The sequence below is a fragment of the Blastomonas fulva genome (assembly GCF_003431825.1).
GTDB classification, from domain to species: Bacteria; Pseudomonadota; Alphaproteobacteria; order Sphingomonadales; family Sphingomonadaceae; genus Blastomonas; species Blastomonas fulva.
Window position 1 is genome coordinate 3,041,933 of record NZ_CP020083.1, and the last position, 26,074, is coordinate 3,068,006.

The 26,074-nt window shown below is 63.2% G+C and carries 27 protein-coding genes and 1 tRNA gene; 14 read left to right on the forward strand and 14 right to left on the reverse strand.

Translation table 11 applies throughout. The features are described from left to right. Positions 1–105 precede the first annotated feature (105 nt). Together B5J99_RS14480 and B5J99_RS14485 are read left to right on the forward strand one after the other, a co-directional pair. Complete coding sequence (locus B5J99_RS14480; RefSeq protein WP_162892619.1) at positions 106–1,506, forward strand: methyl-accepting chemotaxis protein; 1,401 nt, start codon at positions 106–108, stop codon at positions 1,504–1,506. A 212-nt stretch (positions 1,507–1,718) separates the two neighbouring features. Next, positions 1,719–2,600 (forward strand): hypothetical protein, encoded by an 882-nt coding sequence (locus tag B5J99_RS14485; protein ID WP_117352781.1) that lies wholly within the window; start codon positions 1,719–1,721, stop codon positions 2,598–2,600. A gap of 84 nt (positions 2,601–2,684) precedes the next feature. Here the strand turns inward: B5J99_RS14485 and B5J99_RS14490 are convergent, their stop codons facing one another. From B5J99_RS14490 to B5J99_RS14505, 4 genes are all read right to left on the reverse strand, one after another. Next, positions 2,685–3,527, reverse strand: a complete 843-nt coding sequence (locus B5J99_RS14490; protein WP_054134953.1) for an AAA family ATPase — start codon at positions 3,525–3,527, stop codon at positions 2,685–2,687. Between the two features lie 119 nt (positions 3,528–3,646). Further along, positions 3,647–4,339, reverse strand: coding sequence for a DUF6975 family protein (locus B5J99_RS14495; protein WP_245991642.1), 693 nt, complete (start codon positions 4,337–4,339; stop codon positions 3,647–3,649). Positions 4,340–4,487: 148 nt separating this feature from the next. Continuing rightward, positions 4,488–5,600: a 3-dehydroquinate synthase gene (gene aroB, locus B5J99_RS14500; RefSeq protein WP_117352782.1), complete on the reverse strand. Its 1,113-nt coding sequence runs from the start codon at positions 5,598–5,600 to the stop codon at positions 4,488–4,490. Then, the gene (locus tag B5J99_RS14505) at positions 5,588–6,112 is read right to left on the reverse strand and encodes a shikimate kinase (RefSeq protein WP_054135001.1); all 525 of its coding nucleotides are present in this window, start codon (positions 6,110–6,112) and stop codon (positions 5,588–5,590) included. Before B5J99_RS14505 ends, aroB begins: the two co-directional genes overlap by 13 nt. Positions 6,113–6,232: 120 nt before the next feature. Here B5J99_RS14505 and B5J99_RS14510 point away from each other — a divergent pair, with 120 nt between their 5' ends. The 5 genes from B5J99_RS14510 (at position 6,233) to B5J99_RS14530 (ending at position 11,776) form a co-directional block, all read left to right on the forward strand. Further along, positions 6,233–6,436, forward strand: coding sequence for a hypothetical protein (locus B5J99_RS14510; RefSeq protein ID WP_231683908.1), 204 nt, complete (start codon positions 6,233–6,235; stop codon positions 6,434–6,436). Positions 6,437–6,441: 5 nt separating this feature from the next. Further along, a complete protein-coding gene (locus tag B5J99_RS14515) occupies positions 6,442–8,271 on the forward strand; it encodes a hypothetical protein (RefSeq protein ID WP_162892620.1) in 1,830 nt (609 codons plus the stop codon). Between the two features lie 3 nt (positions 8,272–8,274). Further along, entirely contained in the window at positions 8,275–9,198 is a 924-nt protein-coding gene (locus B5J99_RS14520; protein ID WP_117352784.1) for a tyrosine recombinase, read from the forward strand. An 18-nt stretch (positions 9,199–9,216) separates the two neighbouring features. Next, the gene (locus B5J99_RS14525; RefSeq protein ID WP_054135000.1) at positions 9,217–10,164 is read left to right on the forward strand and encodes an acetyl-CoA carboxylase carboxyltransferase subunit alpha; all 948 of its coding nucleotides are present in this window, start codon (positions 9,217–9,219) and stop codon (positions 10,162–10,164) included. A gap of 130 nt (positions 10,165–10,294) precedes the next feature. Then, positions 10,295–11,776, forward strand: coding sequence for a M48 family metalloprotease (locus B5J99_RS14530; protein WP_245991643.1), 1,482 nt, complete (start codon positions 10,295–10,297; stop codon positions 11,774–11,776). Positions 11,777–11,844: 68 nt separating this feature from the next. On the opposite strand, the gene B5J99_RS14535 is transcribed toward B5J99_RS14530, so the two are convergent. Both B5J99_RS14535 and B5J99_RS14540 read right to left on the reverse strand, forming a co-directional pair. After that, on the reverse strand, positions 11,845–12,012 hold the full coding sequence (locus B5J99_RS14535; RefSeq protein ID WP_054134947.1) for a Flp family type IVb pilin: 168 nt from the start codon (positions 12,010–12,012) through the stop codon (positions 11,845–11,847). Between the two features lie 131 nt (positions 12,013–12,143). Then, positions 12,144–12,320 (reverse strand): Flp family type IVb pilin, encoded by a 177-nt coding sequence (locus tag B5J99_RS14540; protein WP_082382286.1) that lies wholly within the window; start codon positions 12,318–12,320, stop codon positions 12,144–12,146. 88 nt (positions 12,321–12,408) lie between these two features. Between B5J99_RS14540 and B5J99_RS14545 the strand changes: the two genes are divergently transcribed. The 7 genes from B5J99_RS14545 to B5J99_RS14575 all read left to right on the forward strand — a co-directional run bounded on the left by B5J99_RS14545 (position 12,409) and on the right by B5J99_RS14575 (position 15,454). Then, positions 12,409–12,840, forward strand: coding sequence for a (deoxy)nucleoside triphosphate pyrophosphohydrolase (locus B5J99_RS14545; RefSeq protein ID WP_117352785.1), 432 nt, complete (start codon positions 12,409–12,411; stop codon positions 12,838–12,840). Positions 12,841–12,905: 65 nt separating this feature from the next. Beyond that, positions 12,906–12,982 (forward strand) — tRNA-Arg (locus tag B5J99_RS14550). Positions 12,983–13,145: 163 nt separating this feature from the next. Then, the gene (gene hppD, locus B5J99_RS14555; RefSeq protein WP_117353533.1) at positions 13,146–14,249 is read left to right on the forward strand and encodes a 4-hydroxyphenylpyruvate dioxygenase; all 1,104 of its coding nucleotides are present in this window, start codon (positions 13,146–13,148) and stop codon (positions 14,247–14,249) included. Beyond that, entirely contained in the window at positions 14,246–14,794 is a 549-nt protein-coding gene (locus B5J99_RS14560) for a VOC family protein (RefSeq protein ID WP_054134945.1), read from the forward strand. The genes hppD and B5J99_RS14560 overlap by 4 nt, the downstream gene beginning before the upstream one ends. Before the next feature lie 11 nt (positions 14,795–14,805). After that, a complete protein-coding gene (locus B5J99_RS14565) occupies positions 14,806–15,069 on the forward strand; it encodes a hypothetical protein (protein ID WP_117352786.1) in 264 nt (87 codons plus the stop codon). A 2-nt stretch (positions 15,070–15,071) separates the two neighbouring features. Beyond that, a complete protein-coding gene (locus B5J99_RS14570) occupies positions 15,072–15,251 on the forward strand; it encodes a DUF4169 family protein (RefSeq protein ID WP_117352787.1) in 180 nt (59 codons plus the stop codon). Further along, complete coding sequence (locus tag B5J99_RS14575; RefSeq protein WP_054134942.1) at positions 15,251–15,454, forward strand: hypothetical protein; 204 nt, start codon at positions 15,251–15,253, stop codon at positions 15,452–15,454. Before B5J99_RS14570 ends, B5J99_RS14575 begins: the two co-directional genes overlap by 1 nt. A gap of 11 nt (positions 15,455–15,465) precedes the next feature. On the opposite strand, the gene B5J99_RS14580 is transcribed toward B5J99_RS14575, so the two are convergent. The 8 genes from B5J99_RS14580 to B5J99_RS14615 all read right to left on the reverse strand — a co-directional run bounded on the left by B5J99_RS14580 (position 15,466) and on the right by B5J99_RS14615 (position 25,988). Then, positions 15,466–16,365 (reverse strand): haloalkane dehalogenase, encoded by a 900-nt coding sequence (locus tag B5J99_RS14580; protein WP_117352788.1) that lies wholly within the window; start codon positions 16,363–16,365, stop codon positions 15,466–15,468. Between the two features lie 143 nt (positions 16,366–16,508). Continuing rightward, positions 16,509–17,588, reverse strand: a complete 1,080-nt coding sequence (locus B5J99_RS14585; protein WP_117352789.1) for a helix-turn-helix transcriptional regulator — start codon at positions 17,586–17,588, stop codon at positions 16,509–16,511. Between the two features lie 10 nt (positions 17,589–17,598). Continuing rightward, on the reverse strand, positions 17,599–17,895 hold the full coding sequence (locus tag B5J99_RS14590; protein WP_162892621.1) for a hypothetical protein: 297 nt from the start codon (positions 17,893–17,895) through the stop codon (positions 17,599–17,601). Positions 17,896–17,983: 88 nt separating this feature from the next. Beyond that, on the reverse strand, positions 17,984–18,544 hold the full coding sequence (locus B5J99_RS14595; RefSeq protein ID WP_156318040.1) for a hypothetical protein: 561 nt from the start codon (positions 18,542–18,544) through the stop codon (positions 17,984–17,986). Positions 18,545–18,729: 185 nt separating this feature from the next. Further along, the gene (locus B5J99_RS14600) at positions 18,730–19,425 is read right to left on the reverse strand and encodes a hypothetical protein (protein WP_117352791.1); all 696 of its coding nucleotides are present in this window, start codon (positions 19,423–19,425) and stop codon (positions 18,730–18,732) included. 78 nt (positions 19,426–19,503) lie between these two features. Further along, positions 19,504–21,177 carry a beta strand repeat-containing protein gene (locus B5J99_RS14605; protein WP_117352792.1) on the reverse strand — a complete coding sequence of 558 codons (1,674 nt, stop codon included), beginning with the start codon at positions 21,175–21,177 and terminating at the stop codon, positions 19,504–19,506. A gap of 65 nt (positions 21,178–21,242) precedes the next feature. After that, on the reverse strand, positions 21,243–23,672 hold the full coding sequence (locus B5J99_RS14610) for a beta strand repeat-containing protein (RefSeq protein ID WP_162892622.1): 2,430 nt from the start codon (positions 23,670–23,672) through the stop codon (positions 21,243–21,245). 66 nt (positions 23,673–23,738) lie between these two features. Beyond that, positions 23,739–25,988, reverse strand: a complete 2,250-nt coding sequence (locus tag B5J99_RS14615) for a beta strand repeat-containing protein (protein WP_117352794.1) — start codon at positions 25,986–25,988, stop codon at positions 23,739–23,741. Positions 25,989–26,074: the final 86 nt, after the last annotated feature.

Below are 26,074 nucleotides of genomic sequence, written 5' to 3' on the forward strand. Positions count from 1 at the left end.
CACCCGCTTAATCTGGCAAGTGGCAACAGGGCAGGGCCGTGCGATTTACCCGGCGTTAACCACGGCCCGCTAGGGTTTGCGGATTGCCGTGACAAAGGGACAGTCATGCAGGAGCATCGCATCATCAAGCCTGAAAGCGATGCCATTCAGCAGATGGCCGAAAGCTGCGGCGATTCCGTGATCTGCTCGAGCCAGGTCGGCGGAATTGTCGAAACCGTGCGCCAGCGCATGGCGCTGCTGGGCGAGAAGCGGTCGTATCTCGAGCAGATCGCGCGCAACCTTGCGCAGGAGCAGGAGCAGGTTGTGCTCGCCACAGCCAGTGCGCGCCGGACGAGCCAGGCCGCCTACAGCAACCTGGCGGAAAGCTCTCAGACCATGCAGGTCTCTGCGATGGAGTTGCACGATCTGATCGCGCTGATCCAGGGACTGGGCGAGGACGTCAAGCGCTTCGCCAATGCGATGGCGGATGTCGTGACCGCCAGCCAGACCATCGATTCCATTGCCCGGTCCACCAACATGCTCGCGCTCAATGCCGCGATCGAGGCCGAGCGCGCCGGCGCTGCCGGGGCGACCTTTGCGGTAGTGGCTGCCGAGGTGAAGAAGCTGGCACAGGATACGCGCCAGGCCACCGACAAGATTTCCGGCACGATGCATTCCCTGGGCATCGAGGCGGGACATTTCATGGCGCAGGTCGAGCGCGGGGTCGCGCAGAGCCGCAGCGCGCAACGCCATTTCGAGACGATCGATGCCGCCATCCAGCAGGCGGGCGAGATGGTGCGTGATGTCGCGAGCAAGGCCGATGCCATCGCCGAATCGAGCAATGGCGTCCGCTCGGACACCGGCGAGCTTTGCGACAACCTGTTCGTGTTCATGGGCGATGTTGCCGGCTGCGGCGACCAGCTGGAAGACGCGCTGCACCAGACCACCGAGCTCGAGACGATTTCCAACGTCATGTTCAACCAGCTCGTCCACACCGGGCTGTCGCATCGCGACAATCCCTATGTCGAGACCGCAACCGACACCGGAATCGAGATATGCAGCATCATCGAATCCGCGCTTGTGAGCGGAACGTTGACCGAAGCCCAGCTGTTCGACCGGACCTACCGACCACGCGGCGAGCCGGGGCTGGTGCGCTATGACAACGACTTCAACGACTTCGCCGACAGGCACATCCGCCCGATCCTCGATCGCTTCTGGGGCGCGGGCAAGACCACCTTCGGGGCGGTGATGTCGAATGTGGACGGCTATCTGCCGACGCACATTTCTGAGCGCTCGCACGCGCCCACCGGCGACAGGACGCACGATGCCGCGCACTGCCGCAACCGGATGATCGTGCTCGACCGCACCACGAGCGAGGCGATCGAGCACAAGAACGATGCCTATTATGCCGCCGTCTATCGCTTCGAGCCGCATCCGGGCGAGGTCAGGATCCTGCGCAACATCTTCGTGCCGTTGTGGATCCGGGGCCGCTACTGGGGCAATTTCGAGCTCGCCTATATTCGCTGACGTTGCTGGGTAGCTGCCCGGGGGGGGCGCAAAAGCGGGAGCTGCAGCAGGGCGCTGCCAGCAGTCAGGGCGACAGCAGCCACACTCGATTCAACTTGCGTGATGCCTGCCTCTTGAGCCACTATACTTCAGCAACACGGCGAAGATGACGAGAGACAGTCATGCGTGGTCGAACATTCCGGTCTGCTATTGCAGCTTTTAGCCTTTTAAGCTTGCCTGCAGCAGGCGCAGCGCAGCAGACTGGGGAAGAGACGCCCGATCTCTTCCGGGATGGCATCGAGGTGATCGGCCAGCGCGAGGTCGCGAAGAAAGTCCTCAAGGAAAATCTGCGCGAGTTGATAGCGCCCATTCCGATGTTCGATGTGATCCCGCGCTTCTTCGAGCCGCTGTGCGTCAAGGTGGTCGGAATGGATCCGGATGCCAGCGTGACTATAACGGACCGCATCAATCGAACCGCTCTGGATGTCGGGCTCGACCCGGCCAAGCCGAACTGCAGGGCCAACGCGCTGGTCGTGGTGGTCGACGATCCTCGCGGCCTGTTCGAAAAGATGCTGACGCGCAGGCGCGGTATCGTCGGAATAGCTGAAATGCGCGATGTGCAGACCCGGAACTTGCGCGACGAGTTGCGCGCCCGCAAGCCTGCGGTGGCCTGGAACCTCTCCACCCTGTCCAACAGCAATGGCGCCACGCTCGACGGCGAAGGCTATGTGATCGCGACATCGATCAAGGCTAGCCGCATTGATTCAAATTTCTACCGGCCCAAATCTTTGTCGATCGTGCTGTATGACTCCACCCAGATCAAGAACGTGACGCTCGGCCAGTTGGCCGATTATGCAGCGGTTCATCTGCTTGGCTCACCCAGGCGGCACATCGACTTCGCCAGCGTCGCAGTTCCATCGGTGCTCAGCCTGTTCACGCAGGGGCCCGAGGCCGCCCCTACAGAACTCACCCAATTCGACAAGGCGTATCTTAAGGGCATATACACGCTGGAAGCTGGGGCCCTGCGATCGCGGGTACCCGGCGCGGTGCTGGCGGGCTTTGCGCAGCAGTGCGAGGACCAGCAGGACAGCTGCCGCATGCAACTGAAGAAATAGCCTATTGGCGGGCGGGCCCGCCTGCCTCTGATCCTGACGCGTACGTTGCTGGCCAGGCCGGGATCACCCGCCTGGCGCAACCCCTCAGCTGTTGCGGCGCGACATGAAGGCGAGGCGTTCGAACAGCATCACGTCCTGCTCGTTCTTGAGCAGCGCACCGTGCAGCGGCGGGATTGCCTTGCTGGGGTCGCGCGACTGAAGCACTTCGAGCGGCATGTCCTCGTGCAGCAGCAGCTTCAGCCAGTCGAGCAGTTCGCTGGTCGAGGGCTTCTTCTTGAGGCCGGGCACTTCGCGCACGTCGTAGAAGATCTCGAGCGCCTTCTGTACCAGGATCTTCTGGATGCCGGGGAAGTGCACATCGATGATAGCCTGCATCGTCTCGCGATCGGGAAACTTGATATAGTGGAAGAAGCAGCGGCGCAGGAACGCGTCGGGCAGTTCCTTCTCGTTGTTCGAGGTGATGACCACGATCGGGCGATCCTTGGCCTTCACCAGCTCTTTGGTCTCGTAGACGTAGAATTCCATGCGATCGAGTTCCTGCAACAGATCGTTGGGGAATTCGATATCGGCCTTGTCGATCTCGTCGATCAGCAGCACGGGCAGTTCGGGTGCGGTGAACGCTTCCCACAATTTGCCCTTCTTGATGTAGTTGCCGATGTCGTGGACGCGCTCGTCGCCGAGCTGGCCGTCGCGCAGACGCGCCACGGCGTCATATTCGTACAGGCCCTGCTGCGCCTTTGTGGTCGATTTGATGTTCCATTCGATCAGCGGTGCCTTCGCGGCCTGCGCGATCTGGTGCGCCAGCACGGTCTTGCCGGTGCCCGGCTCGCCCTTCACCAGCAGGGGCCGACGCAGTGCGACGGCGGCATTGACCGCCACCTTCAAATCGTCGGTTGCAACATATTCGCTGGTGCCTTCAAAGCGCATGGGATGGCCTTCCTGCCGCTGTTAACTGGTTGGTTAAGCGATAGGGGGCTGAAGCCAGCTTGGCAAGCGGTCAGAGCGCTGCTGCTTTACGTTTCCGTAAGGCCATGCGTTTTGGAAGCCTAGATGCCGTCCTGCGCACGGCGAAGCTCTGCGCGTTCGCCCAGCATATCCCAGAACTGGCGGTGCTGCTGGAGCATCTGCGACGCGCCGAAGCCGATCGCGCGTCCGATCATTCTGTCGGTGCTCAGTTCGGCCGCGAGCTGGCGTGTGTCGGCCGATGAAGGGAGCGAGGAGAGGCGGACATCGAGCCCGGTGCGCGCGCCGATGAGATCGAGCACCTCGCGCACCGTGATCCAGTCCAGCACCAGCGCAAAGGCGGCGCCGATCGCACAGCCCTGGCGGTCAGACTGCGACAGCGCGTTGAGCGCCCCGCGCAGGTTGATGATCGCTGGGGTGCACCGGTCCTGGCCGGGAGTGCTTGTGATCGGCCCTGCGGCAACAGTCAGCCGGGTGAGCAGCGCGCGCTCGCCGACGAATGCCTCGCATGCATGGGCCAGCCATTTGCCGATATGCGGGTCTGCGGTGCGGGTCGCGGCATAGTCGATCAGACCGGGATAGCGGCCATGCAGCAGGCACAGATAATGCGCGGCATCGGCAAGGTCGATTGCGCGCACCGGGCTGGCCTTGTCGAGCAGGACACCGACAAAGCCGTGCGCAGCGCTGGTGCCCTGCGCCAGCGCGGCATCCAGCGAGCGCAGTGGCGCTGCATCCGGTTGGGCGCGGTCAAAGGCTCCGGGCTGAACAAACGACACGTGGCGGCTTCCCTAAAGTGCTTGGCCCAATCTGCCCCGCCCGAAGGTCCGGCGACACAATTGGTGTGGCAGGCAAGCGGGTCGCACCTGCCTCCACACCGGCACCCTAGCGTGTCGTCCTAAAGAGAAAGTTTACGCAGGCGCAGGTTTATCGCGCCTGGCGATGCTGTTCGTCGAGAAACTGCGCGACATCGGCCAGATCGACATCATGGCACACGAACGTCTGCCCGATCCCGCGCGCGAGCAGGAAGGGCAGGGTGCCGCCCGCCATCTTCTTGTCATGCCGCATATGATCGACCAGCGCCGCGCCATCGGCGGTGACGCCGGCATCGTGCAGCGTGACGGGCATCGCGCAGGCGCCGAAATGCGCGGCGACGCGTTCTGCGTCCGCAAGGTCGCACAGCCCGCGCCGTGCCGAATAGCGCAGCGCCAGCACCATTCCGACACCCACCGCCTCGCCGTGCAACAGCCTCTCGCCAAAGCCGGTGTCGGCTTCCAGCGCGTGGCCAAAGGTATGGCCGAGGTTGAGCAGCGCGCGGCGGTCCTTCGTCTCGCGCTCGTCCTCGCCCACGATCCGCGCCTTGGCGGCGACGCTGGTGACGATGGCGTGATCAAGCACCTGCGGTTCACCTGCCAGCACATCGGCGCCGTGCGCCTCGCACCAGTCGAAGAAGGGCGCATCGTCGATCAGGCCGTATTTGACCACTTCGGCATAGCCTGCGCGCATTTCGCGCGGGGGCAGCGTGGCGAGCACCTGCGGATCGATCAGCACGAATCGCGGCTGGTGGAACGCGCCGACGAGGTTCTTGCCCGCTGCGGTGTTGATCGCGGTCTTGCCGCCGACCGAGCTGTCGACCTGTGCCAGCAGGGTGGTCGGCACCTGGACGAAGTCGCAGCCGCGCTTGACGATCGATGCGGCAAAGCCGGTGAGATCGCCGATCATCCCGCCGCCCAGCGCGAAGATGGTATCGCTTCGCTCGATGCCTGCGCCGAGAAGCCAGTCGGTCAGCCGCGCCAGCTCGGCCCAGCTCTTGCTTGCCTCGCCAGCGGGTACGACATGCAGTTCCGCTGCGATGCCTGCGGACTCGAGCTGCGCGGCGATGCGGGGCCAGTGGTGCCGGGCCACTGTGCTGTCGGTGACCCACAGGCTGCGGCCGCGCTTTGCCCAGGGAGCGATATGCGTTGCCACGTCGTCCAGCGCCCCTGCCTCAACGTCAATATCGTAGCTGCGCTGGCCCAGCGCGATATTCAGCCGTGCCATCGGGCAAGTGCCTCCAGAATAGTGAGAACGGTGCGGTGGTGCGGGCCATCCTTGCTCCGCACATGGATCTGCGCCTGCGCATAGACCGGATTGCGGACCTCGGCGAGCTTGGCCAGGACTTCGCCCGGATTGCCGTTCTTGAGCAGCGGACGGGTGTTGCGGCGGCTGACGCGCTCGACCAGCGTAGCAAGGTCGGCATCCAGCCAGATCGCGATCGCGCCCTGCAGGATCAGCGCGCGGGTCTGGTCGTTCATGAACGCGCCGCCCCCGGTGGCGATAACGCGCGGCACGCCATCGATCAGCCGCGAGATCACCCGGCGCTCGCCATCACGGAAATAGGGCTCACCGAAACGCTCGAAGATTTCCGAGATGGTCATCTGCGCCGCAGTTTCGATCTCTTCATCGGCATCGACGAAGTCGATCCCCAGATCGGTGGCCAGCCTCTTGCCGACGGTGGACTTGCCGACGCCCATCAGCCCGACCAGCACCAACGGCCGGTCCAGCCATTGCATGATGGCGCCTGCAAGCTTCGCGGGGTCTGATTTTCGGTTCTGCAGCATTGCCGCGCAGCCTATAAATAGGCTAGGCGGTGGCGCAAGTTTTCTAGACACTTCACGGAGCATATGTCGGCCATGGCCATTTTGGGACAGAATTACCGGCAGCGCAGGCGGCCCAAGGGACCGCTCATCCTGGTTGCACTGGCTGTTCTGGTTGTCGCGTTCCTGGCGTTCGCCTATTCGCGCGGTGGCGAGGTTCCCACCGCACGCGTCGAAAAGCAGATCGCACTGCCAACGGCAGCGGCGTCCAACGCCGCCACGGCGCAGCCCGAGGGCTGATCGCGATGCGGCGGGGAATGCTGCTGGCCTGTGCCAGCCTGATGGCGGTGGCGTTTGTATCTGCTCCGGTGATCGGACAGAACGAAGCGCCGGAGTCGCTGCTGCCCCCTGGGTTCAACGATCCCGCGCCTGCGCCGTCGCAGTCCGAACCGCCGCCCTTGCCCGAGCCCGGCCGCACCGGACCCCAGGCTCCCGTCGTCCCCGGCACGCCGCCCCCGCTGGTCCCCCTGCCTTCGCTGGCAGGCCAGGACGAAAGCGACGAGGCGCTGAGCGAGGAACTCGCTGCGTTGCAGGAGCAGCTTGCAGAACAGCTCGCGCTCACCCAGGCGCTGCCACCCAGCGCGCGCCGTTCGCTGGACCTCATCGGCCCCTTGAGCCAGGCCAATGGCGGTTTTGCCGCGTCCTCGCTCGGCAATATCGGCGGACGCTATGCCCAGACGCTGGTGCGCCGCACCGGTGGGCGGATCGTGTCGCGCTGGGCCTCGCTGGGCCTGCAGAAGCTGCTGCTGAGCGAACTCAACACTCCGCAGGGGATCAACGGCGCAAACTGGGCTGCTGAACGGGCGGCATTGCTGCTGCGCATCGGATCGGCCGATGGCGCGGTGCGCATGGTGCAGGCGATCGATCCGCCCGCCGCGACCCCGCGCTTGCTCGATGTGGCGCTGGCCAGCTATGTTTCCGCCGCTGATCCGCTGGGCATGTGCCCGCTGCTGCCCTTCGCCCGTGACACCGCAAAGGGCAAGGAATGGCAGCTGATCCGCGCGATCTGCTCGGGCTTCTCCGGAGAGGGAAGCTCGGCGCGCGAACAGATCGATCGCGCCCGCCGCCAGAGCGGCATGGACCGGATCGATGTGGTGCTGGCAGAAAAGATCGTCGGAGCAAGCCTCAACGGCAGGCGCGCAGTGACGGTGCAGTGGGATGACGTGAACCAGCTCACGCGCTGGCGTTTCGGGCTGGCGCTGACCGCCGGGATCGAGCCTCCCGAGGCGCTGTACGCCAGTGCCGACCGCAACTATCAGGCGTGGCGCGCGCGCGCGCCGATGGCGCCGCTGGCCTCGCGCGTGCAGGCGGCAGACATGGCCGCTGCGATGGGCGTGCTTTCCAGCCGCGACATGATCGATCTGTACGGCGCGACATTTGACGATCCGGGCACCGATGATGCGCTGCGCGATCGCATGGCGCTGCTGCGCACCGCCTATGTCGCTGCCGATCCCGATGACCGGGTGCGCGCGATGCAGGCGCTGTGGAACCGGTCCGAAAACGCGTTCGTGCGCTATTCTGCGCATGTCCTGACCGCCCACGCGGCAGCGCGCGTCGCTCCGTCGGAAGACGTCGGTGATGCTGCCGATGACCTTATCGTCTCGATGGTGTCGGCGGGCTTCGATACCAGCGCGGCGCGCTGGACCGGGATCGTGTCCGAAGGCAGTCTGGGCTGGGCCGTGCTCGCGCTCGCTTCGCCGGGGCGCTCGCCGCTGGAATCATCGGAAGTCAGCAGCTTCTTCGACAATGACGAGAGCGCGAACGCACGCAAGAGCGCGTTTCTGGTTGCGGGCCTGGCTGGGCTCAACCGGATCAGCACCGCCGATCGCGATTCGCTGGCCGAGGACCTGGGCATCCGGCTGGGCGGCGAAACCCGCTGGACCCGGGCGATCCGCGCCGCCGCATCGCAAGGCAATGATGGGCTGGTGACGCTGCTGGTCGCGATGGGCATGCAGGGCGACGACTGGTCGGCGATGACCCCGCGCCAGCTGTTCCACGTCGTTTCGGCGCTCCGCATCGCCGGGCGTCAGGCAGAGGCCCGGATGATCGCTGCAGAAGCTGTCAGCCGCGCCTGACCGATGGCAGGCGACGACGCCCGTCTGATCGACCGCTTTCTGGAAATGATGGCCGCAGAGCGCGGCGCGGCCGCGAACACGCTCGCCGCGTATCGCCGCGACCTCGAACAGGCGTCCGATGTGCTGGCAGGTGCGCTGGTGCAGGCGGGGGAGGCGGGGTTGGCCCGTCTGGACCATCACTGGCGCGATCTTGCCTCGAGCACCGTCGCGCGCAAATCCTCTGCGCTGCGTGGCTTTTTCGCCTTTCTGCAGGATGAGGGGCTGGCGGAGGCCAGTGCGGGCAACGCATCCACGGCGATTGCTCGCCCGAAAGTGCAAAGACCGCTGCCCAAGATCCTGAGTCACGACGATATTGCCCGGCTGTTCACGCTGGCAGAAGAGCGCGCGGCGGCGCCAGAGGCAAGGCCATCGGACCTGCGGCTGCTCGCGCTGATCGAGCTGCTCTATGGATCGGGTTTGCGCGCCAGCGAGTTGGTCAGCCTGCCGCGTGCGGCGGCCAGCATCGGGCGACCGTTGCTGGCAATCACCGGCAAGGGCGACAAGCAGCGGCTGGTGCCGATCTCGGGCCGCGCGCGCGATGCGCTTGCGCGCTGGCTGGCAGTGAGCACGGTCGAGACGCGCTGGCTGTTCCCCTCGCGCACCGGGCATATCAGCCGCATCCGCTTGTTCCAGCTGATCAAGGACTTCGCCGCCAGCGCGGGGATCGATCCGGCACGGGTGAGCCCGCATGTGCTGCGCCACGCCTTTGCCACGCATCTGCTCGAAGGCGGCGCGGATCTGCGCACCTTGCAGACCTTTCTGGGCCATGCCGATATCGCGACCACCCAGATTTACACCCATGTCGACAGCAAAAGGCTGGTCGAGCTGGTCAATCGTCGCCACCCGCTTGCGCAGATGAACCTTGCCGACAGGCAGCGGCGTGGCTAGCAGGGCAGGACTATGACCATGACAAGCTATCTGGAATTCGAAAAGCCGATCGCCGCGCTTGATGCGCGCATCGCCGAATTGCGCGAAACCGCCGACACCGGCGAGATCGATATCGACAGCGAGATTGAGCGGCTCGCGGCCAAGTCGCGCAAGCTGCTGGCCTCGACCTATGCCGGGCTGACCCCCTGGCAGAAGACGCTCGTTGCCCGGCATCCCGCGCGCCCGCATTTCAAGCATTATGTCGCAGGGATGTTCGACGAGTTTCTGCCGCTGGCAGGCGACCGAGCCTTTGGCGACGACAAGGCAATCATGGGCGGCTTTGCGCGCATGGGCGAACAACGCCTGGTGGTCATCGGGCACGAAAAGGGCGACACCACCGAAAGCCGCATCCGCCACAATTTCGGCATGGGCAAACCCGAAGGCTATCGCAAGGCGATCCGCCTGATGGACCTGGCAGACCGGTTCGGGCTTCCCGTGGTTACATTGGTCGACACCTCGGGCGCGTTTCCCGGCGTGCAGGCCGAGGAGCGCGGTCAGGCCGAGGCGATTGCCCGCTCGACCGAGCGCTGCCTTTCGCTGGGCGTGCCGATGGTCTCAGCGATCGTCGGCGAAGGCGGATCGGGCGGCGCGGTGGCGCTTGCTTCGGCCGAGCGCGTGCTGATGTTCGAACATGCGGTCTATTCGGTGATCTCGCCCGAAGGCTGCGCCTCTATCCTGTGGCGGACCGCAGACCGTGCGGCAGATGCTGCCGAAGCGATGCAGGTGACCGCAGCCGATCTCAAGCGGCTCAACGTCATCGACCGGATCGTCAAGGAACCCGTGGGTGGCGCGCATCGTGATTCGGCGCAGGCGATCCAGGAACTGGCCAAGGCAGTCCGCGAGGAACTGGAAACGCTCAAGAAGCTGAGCCCGCTCGAGCTGCGCGCGGCGCGCGAAGCCCGCTTCCTGGCAATCGGCGCACTTTGATCTCGATGTAAATTCGCGCAACCGCACGCGGTCTGCGTCGTTGTGGCGACAAGCCCGTTTGATCATGGTGCCCGCACAGGGCATCATGCGATCGATCGGCACAGACAAAACGACCGACAAGGAGGGTGCGATGGCACGGCGGATGAAGGTTTTTGCGTTCACGGTTGCAGCGGCTATGGGGACGACCGCGCTGCTAACGGGCGCACTGGCGCCCAAGGCAGAGGCGCTGGTTGCGCAGGCCCAGTCGATCACCGCTTCGGAAAAGCGTCAGGGCGCAGAGGTGCATCCCAAGCTGCTCGAGGAATTCGGCGGTGCGTACCAGGTGGCGCAGACCTCCTATGTCGTTCAGGTCGGCAAGGGCATTGCGGTGCAATCGGGCCTTGGCAACGCGCGCGACGACTTTACCGTCACGCTGCTCAACTCACCGGTCAACAACGCCTTCGCGATTCCCGGCGGCTATGTCTATGTCACCCGGCAGCTGCTGGCGCTGATGAACGACGAGGCCGAATTGGCCGGTGTTCTGGGGCACGAGGTCGGCCATGTCGCGGCGCGCCACTCCGAAAAGCGACAAAAGGCGGCGCAGCGCAACAGCATCATCGGGCTGCTCGGCCAGATCGGCGCGGCGGTGCTGCTGGGCGATGGCGCGGCAGGCCAGCTTGGCCAGCAGGTGTTCGGCACCGGGACACAGCTGCTGACGCTGAAATACTCGCGCAAGCAGGAAGAAGAGGCCGACGATCTGGGCGTGCGCTATCTCAGCAGCGCAGGCTATGACCCCAGGGCGCTCTCCTCGATGCTGGGGTCGCTTGCGGCGCAGCAGGCGATCGATGCCCGCGCACAGGGCGGCAACGCCCGCTCTGTGCCCGAATGGGCAAGCACCCACCCCGATCCCGCCCGCCGCGTGACGCGCGCAGCGACTGTCGCCAGCCGGTTCAGCGGAACCCAGCGCAACCGCGACGTGTTCCTCTCGCGGCTCGATGGGCTGCTCTATGGTGATGATCCCAAGCAGGGCATGGTGCAGGGCAGGGAGTTCCTGCATCCTGAGCTGGGGCTGAAATTCTCTGTCCCGCAAGGATACGCCATGCAGAATGGCACCAGTGCTGTGTCGATCAGCGGCCAGTCGGCGCAGGCGCAGTTCACCATGGGCCAGTTCTCGGGCGACCTCACGCGCTATGTCGATCAGGCATTCCGTGCGGTGGGTGGCGAACAGCAGCTGAATTACGGGCAGATCCAGCGGACCACGGTCAACGGCCTGCCCGCGGCCTATGCCACCGCGCGCGTCGCCGCCAATCGCCAGACGCTAGATGTGACCATCTTCGCGTACAGCTTCGGCAACAACCGGGCCTATCATTTCGTTGCGATTACGCCTGCCGGGCAGAGCAACCTGTTCACGCCGATGTATCAGTCGGTGAAGCGGCTTTCCGGCGCCGAAGCCTCGGCGATCAGGCCGCGGCGGCTGCGGGTGGTGACCGTCCAGCGTGGCGACACCGTGCAGTCCATGGCTGCGCGCATGGCCTATGACGATCTGCGGGCCGAGCGCTTCGTCGCGCTCAACGGGCTGGCATCCGGCGCCACCCTTACCCCCGGGCAGAAGGTCAAGATCGTCAGCTATTGAGCGCGGCGAACATACAAAAAAGGGCGGCATCACTGCCGCCCTTTTCCGTTTGGCTATGGCCGTAAGGCTTAGCCGGTGGTCAGCTTGGTGCTGACGGTGTTGAAGGTGCTGGAGAGGTTGGTTCCCAGCGAGCTCATCGCGGTGATGGCTGCAACGGCGATCAGGGCGGCGATCAGGCCGTATTCGATGGCGGTGGCGCCCTTCTTGTTGCCGAGAATGTTGCGAATGGTCTTCATGTCAGGTCTCCTGTTCGAGGTCTTCACTTCCCCGTCCCATCTTCACGCATGCCGATTGGACAAGACCGGGAGTAAAACTAAATGCTTACGATATTCCTAAGATTGATCGGGGTGTCTGAAATTCCGACACCTTACTCTTCCTTGGGGACGATATTGGTTTTGACGTAGCCCCACATGCTGATGGTGTTGCCGGCTACGGAGTTGATGGCGGTCATGCAGGCGATAGCCACCAGAGCCACGATCAAGCCGTATTCAATGGCGGTTGCACCGCGTTTTGATTTGGCCAATTGAGCAAAGAAATGGCGCATGGTGGTTCCGAAACTAGCCGGGGACCCGCTTGCCCCAACCGCAGATTTGCAAAATCCCGTTTCCAAAAGGTTAAAACAGGCATGCGAGATGGAAATTAATCCGACACTCTTCCCCGTGGTGGCGGCATTGCTGGTCGATGGAGCTGGCAGGCTGCTGGTGCAGCAGCGCCCGCCCGGCAAGATGATGGCAGGGCTGTGGGAGTTTCCCGGTGGCAAGATCGAGCCGGGAGAGACGCCAGAGGCGGCGTTGGCGCGCGAACTGGGCGAGGAGCTGGGCATCCAGGTAGCAGTAGCCGACCTGACACCGCTGACCTTTGCGAGCGATGCGCTGGGCACGCGCCATCTTATCCTGCTGCTGTACCGTTGCGATAGCTGGATAGGCGAGCCGGAGCCGCTGCACGCCAGCACGATTCGCTGGGTCACCGTCGACGATTTGCGTGCGCTGGATATGCCGCCGGCCGATCTTCCGCTGCTCGGCGCGATCGAACAATCCCTGCGCCATCGGGGTGGCGCGCAATAAAGCGACATGCGGCCCAAAAAGGTGTTGCCATCCCGCAGGCCGCTGACTATGTCGCCAACTCCAACGCGCCCGTAGCTCAGCTGGATAGAGCATCAGACTACGAATCTGAGGGTCGGACGTTCGAATCGTTCCGGGCGCACCATTCCCCCCAAAAGGGGAAAGTGGACTGAAAAGGCGGGCAGCTTGCCCGCCTTTTTCTGTTTGGGCACATGGTCGCCCTGATGGGTCAATATAGTTTCATTTGACACCATTTTGTCTGCAGGGTATTCCTGTGCGCACAGCAACCGCGCATGGAGGATGATCTCATGGCCGACCTTTTCGAAAACCCCCTGGGCCTGGACGGGTTCGAGTTCATCGAGTTCTGCGCACCGCAAAAAGGTCTGCTCGAGCCGGTGTTTACCGCTATGGGCTTCACCCGCATCGCCCAGCATCGCTCCAAGGACGTCCATTTGTGGCGCCAGGGTGATATCAACCTGATTGCCAACTATGAGCCGGCAAGCCCGGCTGCGTATTTCGCTGCCGAACACGGCCCGTCGGCCTGCGGCATGGGCTTTCGCGTACAGAACGCGCGCATCGCCTATCGCGAGGCGCTGGATCGCGGTGCAGAGCCGGTCGAGACCCGCACGGGGCCGATGGAACTGCGGCTGCCCGCGATCCGCGGCATCGGTGGCGCGATGATCTATCTGGTCGATCGCTATGCCAGCCTCGAAAACCCCGAAGCGCTTTCGATCTACGACATCGATTTCGAATATCTGCCCGGCGTCGATCGCCATCCGGTGGGCGCGGGCTTCAAGATGATCGATCACCTCACGCACAATGTCTATGGCGGCCGCATGGACCATTGGGCGAAATTCTACGAGCGCGTCTTCAACTTCCGTGAAATCCGCTTCTTCGACATCAAGGGCGAATATACCGGGCTCACCAGCCGCGCGATGACCGCGCCCGATGGCAAGATCCGCATTCCGCTGAACGAGGAAGGCGCGAAAGGCGGCGGCCAGATCGACGAGTTCCTGCGCGCCTACAATGGCGAGGGCATCCAGCACATCGCCTTCATCTGCGACGACCTGATCGGCTGCCTCGACCGCATCAGGGCGATGGGCGCGCCGCTGATGACGCCGCCGCCGGGCACCTATTACGAAGCGCTTGAAGAGCGCTTGCCGGGCCATGGCGAGCCTGTGGAAGAACTGCAGTTGCGCGGCATCCTGCTTGATGGATCGACCGAGAACAACGATCCGCGGCTGCTGCTGCAGATATTCGGCCAGCCGGTGATCGGCCCGGTGTTCTTCGAGTTCATCCAGCGCAAGAAGGACGAAGGCTTCGGCAACGGCAACTTCACCGCTCTGTTCAAGTCGATGGAAGAGGACCAACTGCGCCGCGGCGTGCTCAAGGTTCAGGAACCGGCGGAATGACCGCACCGTTCTCACTCTCGCGCATCCACCACGTCGCTTATCGCTGCAAGGACGCCAAGCAGACGGTGGAATGGTACGAGAAGGTGCTGGGCATGACCTACACCAGCGCGTTCTCGGAAGATCATGTGCCGTCCACCGGTGCCTATGATCCGTACATGCACGTCTTCCTCGATTGCGGCGGCGGCAACGTGCTGGCGTTCTTCGAACTGCCCGAGCAGCCCGAAATGGGCCGCGACGCGAACACCCCCGAATGGGTACAGCATATCGCGTTCGAGGTCGCCGATCTCGCCGCGCTGAACGCCGCCAAGGCGCATATCGAGGGGTTGGGCATCGACGTGCTGGGGCCGACCTTCCACGGCATTTTCCGCTCGATCTATTTCTTCGATCCCAATGGCCACCGCGTCGAGCTCGCCTGTAATATCGGCAAGCCCGAGCATTATGCCGAGCTCAAGCGCGTGGCCCCGTTGATGCTCGACGAGTGGAGCCGCACCAAAAAGGCTCCGCGGCATGCCGACTGGTTGCACAAGGATCCCGATGCGGCCTAAGGGTCTGCGTCATGACCTTTGAAGATCAACTGGAACGCTATTTCGGGACGCGCGATCCTGCCGCCACTGCCCCGCAGGCGGTGGATGCGGCGATCGAGCGGATGCAGGTCGACCTGGGCTTGGCGACCGTTGCGGGCGAGCGCTTCGCCATCTGGTGCATGCTGTTCATGTTCAGCCAGGCCCCGGATATCGACGCGACCTTTGCCGACCGCTCGGAGCGCGATCTGGCGCGGGACTTCATCGAAATGTCGGAACAGGCAGGGGAGGCACCCTGAACATGGCCGAGATTATCAACCTACGCCAGGCGCGCAAGGCGCACAAGCGCAAGCAGGCCGAAACCACCGCCGCAGCAAACCGCGCGAGGTTTGGCCAGACCAAGGCGGAGCGCACCACGAACGCGGCCGAGAGCGACCGCGCGGCAGGGCTGCTCGACGGCGCGCGGCTGGAGAAGGACTGATGCGCTCGACCTCCGATTCCGTCAGCGTGCGGCTGTACCTGCTCGATGGTGACGTCGAGGGCGGGGCAACCAGCAGCCTGTTCTACGGCCCGCTGGCAGAGGCGCTGCACATCGCCGCGCAGCAAAGCGCCGAGGTTCAGGAAGGCCTGTACATCGCCACAGATAACGACGTCGTCGCCTATCTCGACCTGATCGAGGAGTAAGCGGCGCCCGGTCAGGCCTGGCGCGCGACCTCGAGAATGCAGTCGGCAAACCCTTGCGGATCATCCTCCTGGATGAAGTGACCGCCGCTCAGCGGGCGATGCTTCTGTCCGGCGGTCCCCGGCACGCGCCCGACGAACAGTGCGTCGCCGCCACGGGTGATGGGATCGCGATCGCTGAAACAGCACAGGAACGGCTTTTCCCACCGGTCGAGAATCTCCCAGGCCTTGAGCTGGTCGGGCACCGCGACATTGGGGCCCAGCGGCACGAAGCTGGGGAAGATACGCGCGCCTGCCTTGAAGCTGCCATCGGGGAAGGGGGCGTCGTAGGCCGCGATCTCGGCGTCTGACAGCGTGCGTGCGGTGCCCTTGGCGATGATCTTGCCGATCGGAAACACCGGGCTCCATTTGGAAAACGCGCGCCAAATCGCAAAGGCACGCGGCGCATCCTGGCCTGCGGGCAGGCCGCCATTGGACAGCACGACGCCGTTGAAGCGTCCGGGCATTTCGGCGACCAGACGAAGACCGATCAGCGATCCCCAGTCCTGGCATGCCAGAGTGATGTTGGTGAGATCGAGCTTCTCGATCCACCGCCGCATCCAGGCGACATGCCGCGCATAGCTGTAATCGCTCTTGAGCGCGGGCTTGTCCGATTTGCCGAAGCCCACCAAGTCGGGCGCGACCACGCGCAATCCCGCATCTGCCACCGGGCCGATCATGAATCGGTAGAGATAGCTCCAGCTCGGCTCGCCATGCATCATCAGCACAACCGGCGCATCGCGCGGGCCTTCGTCGACATAGTGGATTCGCAGGCGCGTGCCATCGGTGGCGTCGGCGATCTCCGCGTAATGCGGCGCGAACGGAAAATCGGTGATCCCCGCAAACCTGCTGTCGGGCGTTCTCAAAACGCGCATGTCATCTCCCGCATTCGCGCCAAGTTATGGCATATCATATGACATATGATTGGCGGGCGGACAATGGGTCTGCGCGGGGGCTTGCATTGAACGTGGAGGACGGGCGACCACATTCCCGCGGTTGCACGCTTGCGGGCTTGGGGTCAGGAGAACCTGTCGGCCAGCCTCAGCAGGTCTATCCGGTTGCGGATCTTGGTTCGGTCGAAGATCTGCGCCAGAAACACACGCGCGGTGTTCTTGCTGATGGACATCAGGTTGGCTGCGTCATCGAGCGAATAGACGTGCCGCAGGAACTTGAGCAGTTCGGCCTGGCGCCGGGTCAGCCCGAATGCCCCCATGAACACCTTTTCGGGTTCTGCAGGGTGCCGGACATAGGTGACGGTGATGCTCGCCAAGCGGGTCGAGTCCTCTCCCACCACCGCCGAAATGTGCACAACGGAATCGGTCAGATCCCCCTTGTGTGCCAAGGGCGTCGAATCGTGCGGCGGCAGGTTGTGCAGGACATTCATCAGCGCCGCCTGGAAGTCGGCCGGCAGTGCGCCCAACTGGCCCTCGTCGCCCAGCCTGGCCAGCCCCGTCATCGCCAACAGGTACCGCGTCATGCCACCGGCATCGACCACCATCAGGTTTTCGTCCACGCACAGCTGGAACGAGTCAATGTTGCGCAACGGCGTAAACGGCCGGTCGGTCGCGCCACCGTTGCGGATGTCCATGCGCAGCATGGAGTTCACCATGTTGAACTTGTGGTAGAATTCCGTGAAAAATCCCATCAGTCCATTCTGGCTGCTGCTCGACTTGTCACGGTGCACAGCCATGACGATCCGGGCATTGTCGACACAGGGCAGGACCAGCACTGCGGCATTGCGTGGCGCATTGGCGGTTTCCAGCCACGACCAGAATTCGCTGTTGTGACCCTGTAGGCTCGATTGCTGGATTTCGTCGTCGAAGATGACGCCGTTCTTGCCATAGGCCTGGACATATTCCAGTCGTGGATCGACCTGGGCATAGTGCTCGGCATAGGCATCCACGACCGCCTGGTCGAAGCCATAGGCTCCAAGAGATGTGATCGACTGGCCGTCCCCCAGGATCAGATCCATGGTCATGGCTTCGGCGCCGACGATCTCGCTCATCGACTTGAGCGACTGTGACCAGCTGATATTCCCCAGGGCCGCTTCGGCAATATATTCGTCCAGCCTGTCGAACTGGTTGGAAATGACAATCATCGGGTCGTCGTCATCCGTCCGTCGAGGATCGAACCACTGTGTATTCGTCGCGGCCCTCGATCGAGACGATGAGCTTGACGCGCCAATCGTCGGATCCGCCAAAGCGGATGTTGCTGAGCACCCTGCCTGCATCGCTCAGATTGCTGAACGAGCTTGTGTTCGCAGTGCGGTTAGATGTGCCTGATTCAGACTCGATCCGGAAGTGCCCCGAACAGGCGCAAGCCCCGGCGGCGACCACCCTGGCACTGACCAGCGGTCCATCCTTTTCCACGATGAGGGAGATCGGCTGATCCGGCAGGCTGCTCATGGCTGGGGCACTCTCATCGATCGAGGGGGAGGCACCGGCAGAGCCGGGGTGCATCGCTGCAGCGGTCATGGCAGCAAGCCAGGGCCAGTTATCGGGGAGGCTGGGCATTGACCACTCCAAGGATAGCATCGATGGCGTCGGTCGCCTCGGCAGGAATCTGGGATTCGGCATCGTCCTGCGGCGGCAGGCTTGCGCCTTGCCCCGCGCTCGCCACCGCCGCGATCGCGAGATCGTCATTGGTCAGCTCTGCATTGCGTCCTGCGGCTAGCCGCCGCGCCGCGCCATCGGTGGCATCGACCGAGGTCGGCACCGTGTATTGCTGCGCGAGCAGGCGCTGTTCGGCCGAAAGCTGCGGCCGGGTCCTTCCCGGAAACTCTCCTGCGCGGCTTTCGAGCGTCTTGGAGCAGATATCGGGGCTCTGCAAACCTTGCTCTTCGTCGCACGCATCCGATCCCTCGAGCCTCTGCAGCGAAAGCTGGCCAGCATCCTGCCCTGGAGCGCTCAGCTGCGGGGGCGGGGAGGGGCGGGTGGAGCGGCTGGGAACCTGAATGGCTCCGGTCAGGCCGTCATTGTCGGGGCGCACGCCCCCAATCGCGGGGACCTGAAGCGATCGATCGGACGGCATCGCCTGATCACTGGATACCGCCATGCGGCGATCCTTGTCTTCTTTGGGCGCAGATGCTGGCGCGTCGGACTCCTGCGCCGAAGCACCAGGCAGCCACTGAGTCGACCAGACCGCAAACAGCACCAGCAGCACCAAGAGTGTAAAGCGCTTCAACTGCCGCAAGCTCGGAACATACCGATCCACGATCCGGGTTGAAAGCTGCTGTGCCATCAACTGCCCCCGTTGGATTGCACGATGGAGATTGCCTGGTTGCCACTCTGCACGATCTGCAGATCGGAAAGGCCGGTGCCGTCCTGAACCCAGCGCAACTGGTTGGCTGCTCCGTTCTGGGTTGCGGTCATGGCGTTGTTGTCACCCGTCTGGATCAACTCGGCGCGGTTTTCAGACCCTGTCTGCTGTAGCTGCATCTGGTTACCCGAACCGTGCTGGGCAAGAATTGTTCCGTTCATGCCACTTGAAGTAGCAGATTGGTCGAGAAGGATGGCATTGTTTTCGCCGTTCTGTTCGATCAGCGCAATATTACTGCCACCGACTTCGGCGTCCTGCACGATAACAGCGCTGTTGAGGAGGCCGGTCTGGTCGAGTTCAAGATAGGCAAGGCCAGAGCCGGTCTGATTGACGCGGGCCATGTTGGCCTCGCCGTCCTGCGCGATATCCGAAAACTGGTTGCTCGAGCTCTGGCTGATGCTGGCCTGGTTTTCATCGCCCACCTGCGTAACGAACGCGCTGGTGCGGACGGGATTGGGACGGGCAATTTCGATAGGCTGCAGGTCTGCGCTGGCGCTGCAGGTGCCGGTCACGATGCCGGCGCAAGGGTTGGCGGCGGGATCCTGTGCCCATGCGACTTGCGAGCACATGACAAAGGCCACTGCGGTCAGTGTCAGCTTTGAAATGGATGTCCGCATGAAACCTGTCCTTGAAAAGTGTCGGTGCGATCCTGCTCCCGGGAGACCGGAAGCAGGATCACGACCGCTAGTCAGGTCTTAAAGACCCTGGGTAACCACGGCGATGTGGTTGGTACCGCCCTGGTTGATGAACGATTCGTTCGAGTTGGAGTTCTGCGTGACGCTTGCCGCATGACCCGATCCGGTCTGGATGATCTGCGACAGGTTGTCTTCGCCCAGCTGGGTCACGTTGGCCGTCTGGTCGCTGCCACCCTGGTTGATGCTGGAGGTGTTGTCCGAACCGTTCTGGAGAACGTTGGCGTTGAGCAGCACTGCGCCGCCATTGCCGGTCTGCGTCACGGTGCTGGTGTTGAAACCGTTGCCGCCCTGCGAGACATTGGCCGAGAGGCTGGTGCCCTGCTGGTTGGTCAGCGCGCGGTTGGCGTTGGAGATCTGAGTGATCGACGCGGCGTTATCGCTGCCGGTGTCGCCACCCTGGATGATCTGGGCGCCGAACGCAAAGCCGCCGCCACCAACGTTGAGCGATCCGACCTGAGAGATCGTCGCGCTCTGGTTTTCACCGCGCTGCAGGGTCTGAGCGGTGTTGTCGTTGCCGCCCTGCGTGATGCTTGCCACCTGGTTTTCACCGAAGCCGGTATCGAACAGTCCACCGAGGAAGCCGCCGCGGTCACGACCCTGATCGACTTCGGCGGAGTTGCCGCTGCCGGGCTGGGTGATCGTTGCAGTCTGGTCTTCACCGCGCTGTGCGATGACGGCCGAGTTGTCGCTGCCTGCCTGGGTGACGAGAGCGTTGTGGTTGCGACCAACTCCGCCACCCTGATCGACGGTCGCGGTGTTCACGTCGCCGGTCTGGATGATGTCGGCATTTTCGTTGAAGCCGCGCTGCACGATGGTTCCGGTGTTCTGGAAGCCGTCCTGACGAACATCGGCAGTGTGGTCGGAGCTGGCATTGGCGCCCTGATCGATCGAGGCGATGTTGTCGTTTCCGCCCTTCTGCTCGATGAACGCTTCATGCAGACCGCCAGCCTGACGCACGGTGGCATCGTTTCCAGCGCTCAGCTGAACAACGCCAGCTGCAGTGCTGCTGCCCACGCCGTTGCCGGCACCACCCTGGATGATGTCGGAATCGTTGTCGTCGCCTTCCTGCAGGACATTGGCGACGTTGGCGCCAAGGCCGGTCTGGACCAGCGTCGAGTCATTGAATTCGCCGCTCTGCGTGACGACGGCCTGGTTGAGGCCGCTGCTCTGCGTCAGGATCGATTCGTTGTTGTCGCCGCTCTGGTCGACATCGGCGGTGTTCAGGTTGCCCGACTGGGTGACGGTGGACTCATTGTCCAGGCCGCTCTGGTTCACGTCGGCATCGTCAAGATCGCCGCTCTGGGTGACCAGCGAGTCGTTGCCACCGGTCGACTGCGTAACGGTCGCGGTCGAGAAGTCGTTGGTCTGGACGACGCGCGAGAAGTTGTCGACGCCCGACTGGGTGACTTCGGCGGTGTTGTTGTCATCGCTGCTGCCGGTGCCGTTGTCCTGAACGATTTCCGATTCATTGAAATCGCCTGACTGGGTCAGCGTGGCGTTGTTGGTGTCACCACCCTGGGTGATGGTCGACTTGCCGTTGCTGCCGCTCTGGCCGACGGTTGCGCCGCCGTCCTGGCCGGTCTGGGTGACGGTCGAGGTGTTGTTCTGGGCCATCGCGGGAACCGCGGTGAGGAGTGCCAGCGACGATGCGCTGAGGAGAAGAAGCTTTTTCATTTGATTTATCCCTGTTTGAGAGGTCGGCCGGCGTTCCCGTCGGGAGACGCCGACCAGTTCTCGGATTAGTTCACGCCGCCGACGCCGCTCTGCGACACGATCGCAGAGTTGCTGTTGCCGGACTGGTTGATCGTCGAGGTGTTGTTGGTGCCGGTCTGCGTCACATCTGCGATGTTGGCATTGCCGGTCTGAAGGATGGTCGATTCATGGCCAGAGCCAGTCTGCGACACATCCGCGAGGTTATCGATGCCCGACTGGGTGATTTCACTATCGTTGAAATCACCATCCTGGGTGCTGCTCGCAACATTTGCGGTCAGCGCCGTGGTCGAGAAGCCAGTCTGCGTGATCGATGAGGTGTTACCTTCACCGTCCTGCTCGATTGAGGCATCAGCACCGATAGCGAACTGAGCCGGGTTGGCCGAGAAGCCAGCCGAGATCTGATCGATGAACGCGCTGTTGGTTGCGCCGCCGGCATTGTTCTGCGTCACGTTTGCAACTGCACCACCGTTCTGGAAGTTCTGCACGACGTCAGATGCGTTGTTGCTTCCGGTCTGGGTGATCGTGGCGTCATTGTCGGTCGAGGTCGTCGACGCGTAAAGCGACGAGTTTTCCGAACCGGTCTGGCTGACGATCACGTCGCCGTTCGAGGCATTGCGGCCCTGAATGACGTCCGAGAAGTTGCCCGTTTCACCATTGCCGGTGTAGCTCTGCGTGACGCTGACGCTGCTGCCCAGATTGACGTTGTCCTGAACGACGTTCGAGATGTTGGACGTACCCAGAGCAGGGCCATTGCCGTTGTCGGTCTGGTTGACCAGGACGGTGTTGGCCGGAGGTGCCAGGTTCGAGTCAGCTTCGGTACGGACGGTCGATGTCGATCCGTTCGTGCCGCTCTGCAGCACAGTCACATCACCGCCCGAAAGCTGGGTGATGGTCGAGTTGCTGTTGTCGCCGGTCTGCTGGACATCGGCCGTTGCGGCGGCGCCGCGCTGATCAACATCCGACTCGTTGCTGTCGCCAGACTGGAAGACGGTGGCAGTGGAGTCGCCCGACTGAAGAACGACCGAGTCATTGAAGTCGCCAAGCTGGGTGACGGTTGCGGTCGCACCGTCGGCAGCAGCCGACTGGCTGATGCTCGACACATTGTCCTCACCGGTCTGGGTTGCCGATGCCGAAGCACCGTCAGCTGCCTGGGTGATATCGGACACGTTGCCATCACCGGTCTGGTCGACAGTGGCAAACGAGCCCGTTCCGCTCTGGTTGACGTCGGAGTCATTGGACGGGAAGCCGTTGGTGGGGATGTTGGCCAGCTGGGTCACAGATGCCGTCGAGTCACCCGACTGGGTAACGGTCGACAAATTGTCGCCCTGACCGACGCCGGGGCCGCCCGACGAAGGATTGCCGGTCTGGCTGACGGTTGCCGAAGCGCCTGCAGCCGTCGATGTCTGCGTGACGGTCGAGCGGTTGTAGACACCGGTCTGGCCGACGATGGCAGCAGCGCCCGAGTTCTGCGTAACGGTCGACAGGTTCAGTTCGCCGGTCTGGGTCACGGTTGCGGTGGCACCGTCTGCTGTCTGGGTGACGAATGAATCGTTGTTCGGCGGAGCGATGCCATAAGAGTCGCTACCCGACTGAGTGACGCTTGCCGTTGCCGCGCCCGACTGGTTGATGTTCGAACGGTTTTCGTCACCGGTCTGCGAAACGGTTGCAGATGCACCAGGTGCGTCAGACGACTGAACAACGGTAGAAACGTTGTCGCTGCCGGACTGTCCAACAATTGCGTTGTTGTCTTCTCCCGACTGCGTAACGTCGGAACGGTTTCTGTCACCGGTCTGAGTTACCGAGGCATCCTGGCTCGGCGAACCGCTGAAGGTGCTGTTCTGGTTGATGTTCGAAACGTTCAGGTTGCCGGTCTGGAGAACGACGGCTTCGGTGCGGTTGACACCGGCTCCGCCATTCTGCTCCTGCTGCACAAGCGAGGTGTTGCCATCGCCGAACTGGCCGACATTTGCAGTTGAATAGGCAGCGGGGTCCTGATCAATGATCGAGTTGTTGTCGTCACCGGTCTGACGGACGCCAGCAGCGCTGCTGTTGAAGGGCGCGCCGACCTGATTGCTGTTACCGTTCTGATCGATCAGCGACGAGTTGCCGTCGCCGTCCTGGCGAACTTCGGCCCGGTTCGATGTTCCAGCCTGATTGACGGTCGAATCGCTGTCACCGTCCTGGATGACTTCAACATCGTTGCGGTCCGAGCCGGTCTGGGTCACGCGAGAGAACGCGCCATCACCCGACTGGGTAACTTCGACTTCGTTCTGGCGCGCGGTGCTCGTGCCATTGCCGCTCTGCTCGATTTCGGATTCGGCGTTGCTGCCGCTCTGGGCAACGATGGCACTGTTGAAGGCGCCCGTCTGGTCGATGTTCGAGGTGTTGTTCTGCGCCATCGCCGGTGCGGCGAGCAGCGCGATCGACGATACGCCGATCATAAGAAGCTTCTTCATCATGAATTCCTTTTTTTGGAAAGAGCCGGCGCCCCCACATATGGGAGCGCCGGTCGTGTCAGACGATCAGTTCACGCCACCGCTCTGCGTGACGACCGCAGCGTTGTTGTTGCCAGACTGGAAGACGTTCGAGATGTTGTCGCTCGACGACTGGCTGACGGTTGCGGCGTTGTTGTCGCCGGTCTGGTCGACCAGCGAGAAGTTGCCAGTGCCTGCCTGGGTGACGAGCGCCGTGTTGGCATCGCCGCTCTGCAGGATCTGCGACTCTTCGCCCGACGATGCAGCCGTCTGGATCAACGTGGCAGAGTTGCCTGCGCCATCCTGTTCGACCAGCGAGATGCCAAGATCGCCCAGCTGCTGGACATCCGCAGCTGCCCGAAGGCCTGCTGCCGACGCACCCGTCTGCGTGACAGTCGAGTCATTGCCATCGCCGATCTGCTCGACGAACGCGCTGGTCGATGCCGACTGGGTGACAGTCGAGTCGTTGCCCGAACCACCCTGGGTGACGTCAGCTTCGGCGCCCGAAGCACCTGCCAGCTGCGAGACGATCGAGTCGTTGTCGGTTCCGGTCTGCGTCACGTTGGCGCGGGCGTCAGCTGCAGGCGTTCCCTGCGTGATCGAGGACGTCAGGAACGTGCCGTCCTGATTGACGGTCGCCTGGCCATCGATAGCGGCCTGATCGACGGTGGATTCGTTGTTCGAACCGTTCTGCGTGACCGAAGCCTCACCGCCTTCGCCCGACTGCGTGATGTCGGAAACGTTGGTGAATGCCGGGCCAACCGAAGGCTGGCCGGTCTGGATCACGGTTGCCGTTGCACCCACGGTCTGCGTCACGGTGGACACGTTGTCCCCGTAGCCGCCGCCCTGGCTGACATCTGCAACTGCGCCGCCAGTACCCGTCTGGGTGATCGTCGAGGTGTTGAAGATGTTGTCCTGTTCGACGATCGCAGTGCTGTCCACAGCGTTCTGCGTAACCGTGGACTTGTTCAGAACGCCATCCTGGTCAACCGTTGCCGACGAACCGCCGGCAAGGGCCTGCTGCTGCACGTCCGACACGTTGTTGGCACGGCCGGCAAACGGTCCCGGGTTCGACTGGTTGCCGCCCTGGCTAACCAGAGCAGTTGCATCCGAAGCCTGGACGATCGTCGACAGGTTGTCGTCGCTGGTCTGAGTGCTCGTGGCAAGAGCGCCAGCCGACGTCGAAGTCTGGGTGATCGTTGACACGTTGTCATCGCCGGTCTGGACGATCGTCGCATCCACAGGCACGGCAGCCTGGCTGATCGAGGCATCGTTGAAATCACCGGTCTGGGTGATGTCGGCCGTGGCGTTGTCCGCCGGGGTAACAGGCGAGGTCAGCGGATTGTTGTCGCCGGTTCCATCGCCGTCCTGACGGATAACAGTGCCGATGTTGTTGTTGCCGGTCTGCGTGACGCTGGCGTCGGCAAAATTGCCGTCCTGGGTGATCGACGCGGTGTTGAGATTGCCGGTCTGGATCACGTCAGCAACCTGATCGTTTCCGGTCTGGGTTACGGTCGAGGTGTTGTCGTCACCGGTCTGCGACACACCGATATTGGTGTCGAAGTTGGTGAGGTTGTTGTCCGGATCGCCAGCATCGGCATTGTTGCCGGTCTGCGTGACGAGCGAGGAGTTGCCGTCGCCAATCTGGCGGACCGACGCTTCGCTGTTGCCGCCCGACTGGATGATGTCGGATTCGCTGCTGCCGTCCTGCGATACAAACACATTGGCTGCGCCGCCAGCCTGGCTGACATTGGAGTCCGCAGCGCCGCTGAGCTGGAACACGCTTGCACGCTGGTTGGTGCCCATCTGGGTGACAGTGCTCACTGCGCCATTTGTGGCTGCGCCCTGGTTCACATAGGCCTGGCCGTCGTTGCCGGTCTGCGTGACGAACGATCCGGTGCCAACGCCGCCGCCCGTGCCGTTCTGGATGACAGTGGCGGTGTTGCCCTTGTCTGTCGCGGAGTTGCCCTGGATGATCGACGAGCGCATGCCATTGCCGCCCTGGTCGAGCGTCGCGCTGCTGCGGTTGCCCTGCTGGTTGACGGTCGAGACGCCGTTGGTGCCGGTCTGATCGACATCAGCGACGAGCGTGCGCCCGGCGTTGGGGCCCGAAGCGAAGGTCGCTGCGCCATTGCCGTTCTGGTCCACATCCGAGTTGTTGCCCGAACCCGACTGTACGACCGTGGCCTTCGCCGCGGTGCCGAGCTGGTCGACGGTGGAGGTGTTGTCCTGCGCTACCGCGGGAGCTGCGATCATCAGCGCAAGCGCCGAGACCGAGGTGTAAATGGAGGTCTTCATGGTTGATAATCCTCTTTCGAAGGGTCATAACCATGCTGCTCCGGAAGCAGACTGCTTCCAGGGTCAGCATGATTGTTTCACACGCA

What these genes read in the sequence shown, in the direction of transcription:
- B5J99_RS14480 (WP_162892619.1), top strand. Translation starts at nt 106, where the DNA reads ATGCAGGAGCATCGCATCATCAAGCCTGAAAGCGATGCCATTCAGCAG.
- B5J99_RS14490 (WP_054134953.1), bottom strand. Translation starts at nt 3,527, where the DNA reads ATGCGCTTTGAAGGCACCAGCGAATATGTTGCAACCGACGATTTGAAG.
- aroB (WP_117352782.1), bottom strand. Translation starts at nt 5,600, where the DNA reads ATGGCACGGCTGAATATCGCGCTGGGCCAGCGCAGCTACGATATTGAC.
- B5J99_RS14505 (WP_054135001.1), bottom strand. Translation starts at nt 6,112, where the DNA reads ATGCAATGGCTGGACCGGCCGTTGGTGCTGGTCGGGCTGATGGGCGTC.
- B5J99_RS14510 (WP_231683908.1), top strand. Translation starts at nt 6,233, where the DNA reads ATGGCCATTTTGGGACAGAATTACCGGCAGCGCAGGCGGCCCAAGGGA.
- B5J99_RS14515 (WP_162892620.1), top strand. Translation starts at nt 6,442, where the DNA reads ATGCGGCGGGGAATGCTGCTGGCCTGTGCCAGCCTGATGGCGGTGGCG.
- B5J99_RS14520 (WP_117352784.1), top strand. Translation starts at nt 8,275, where the DNA reads ATGGCAGGCGACGACGCCCGTCTGATCGACCGCTTTCTGGAAATGATG.
- B5J99_RS14525 (WP_054135000.1), top strand. Translation starts at nt 9,217, where the DNA reads ATGACAAGCTATCTGGAATTCGAAAAGCCGATCGCCGCGCTTGATGCG.
- B5J99_RS14530 (WP_245991643.1), top strand. Translation starts at nt 10,295, where the DNA reads ATGGCACGGCGGATGAAGGTTTTTGCGTTCACGGTTGCAGCGGCTATG.
- B5J99_RS14535 (WP_054134947.1), bottom strand. Translation starts at nt 12,012, where the DNA reads ATGAAGACCATTCGCAACATTCTCGGCAACAAGAAGGGCGCCACCGCC.
- B5J99_RS14540 (WP_082382286.1), bottom strand. Translation starts at nt 12,320, where the DNA reads ATGCGCCATTTCTTTGCTCAATTGGCCAAATCAAAACGCGGTGCAACC.
- B5J99_RS14545 (WP_117352785.1), top strand. Translation starts at nt 12,409, where the DNA reads ATGGAAATTAATCCGACACTCTTCCCCGTGGTGGCGGCATTGCTGGTC.
- hppD (WP_117353533.1), top strand. Translation starts at nt 13,146, where the DNA reads ATGGCCGACCTTTTCGAAAACCCCCTGGGCCTGGACGGGTTCGAGTTC.
- B5J99_RS14560 (WP_054134945.1), top strand. Translation starts at nt 14,246, where the DNA reads ATGACCGCACCGTTCTCACTCTCGCGCATCCACCACGTCGCTTATCGC.
- B5J99_RS14565 (WP_117352786.1), top strand. Translation starts at nt 14,806, where the DNA reads ATGACCTTTGAAGATCAACTGGAACGCTATTTCGGGACGCGCGATCCT.
- B5J99_RS14570 (WP_117352787.1), top strand. Translation starts at nt 15,072, where the DNA reads ATGGCCGAGATTATCAACCTACGCCAGGCGCGCAAGGCGCACAAGCGC.
- B5J99_RS14575 (WP_054134942.1), top strand. Translation starts at nt 15,251, where the DNA reads ATGCGCTCGACCTCCGATTCCGTCAGCGTGCGGCTGTACCTGCTCGAT.
- B5J99_RS14580 (WP_117352788.1), bottom strand. Translation starts at nt 16,365, where the DNA reads ATGCGCGTTTTGAGAACGCCCGACAGCAGGTTTGCGGGGATCACCGAT.
- B5J99_RS14585 (WP_117352789.1), bottom strand. Translation starts at nt 17,588, where the DNA reads ATGATTGTCATTTCCAACCAGTTCGACAGGCTGGACGAATATATTGCC.
- B5J99_RS14590 (WP_162892621.1), bottom strand. Translation starts at nt 17,895, where the DNA reads ATGAGCAGCCTGCCGGATCAGCCGATCTCCCTCATCGTGGAAAAGGAT.
- B5J99_RS14595 (WP_156318040.1), bottom strand. Translation starts at nt 18,544, where the DNA reads ATGGCGGTATCCAGTGATCAGGCGATGCCGTCCGATCGATCGCTTCAG.
- B5J99_RS14600 (WP_117352791.1), bottom strand. Translation starts at nt 19,425, where the DNA reads ATGCGGACATCCATTTCAAAGCTGACACTGACCGCAGTGGCCTTTGTC.
- B5J99_RS14605 (WP_117352792.1), bottom strand. Translation starts at nt 21,177, where the DNA reads ATGAAAAAGCTTCTTCTCCTCAGCGCATCGTCGCTGGCACTCCTCACC.
- B5J99_RS14610 (WP_162892622.1), bottom strand. Translation starts at nt 23,672, where the DNA reads ATGAAGAAGCTTCTTATGATCGGCGTATCGTCGATCGCGCTGCTCGCC.
- B5J99_RS14615 (WP_117352794.1), bottom strand. Translation starts at nt 25,988, where the DNA reads ATGAAGACCTCCATTTACACCTCGGTCTCGGCGCTTGCGCTGATGATC.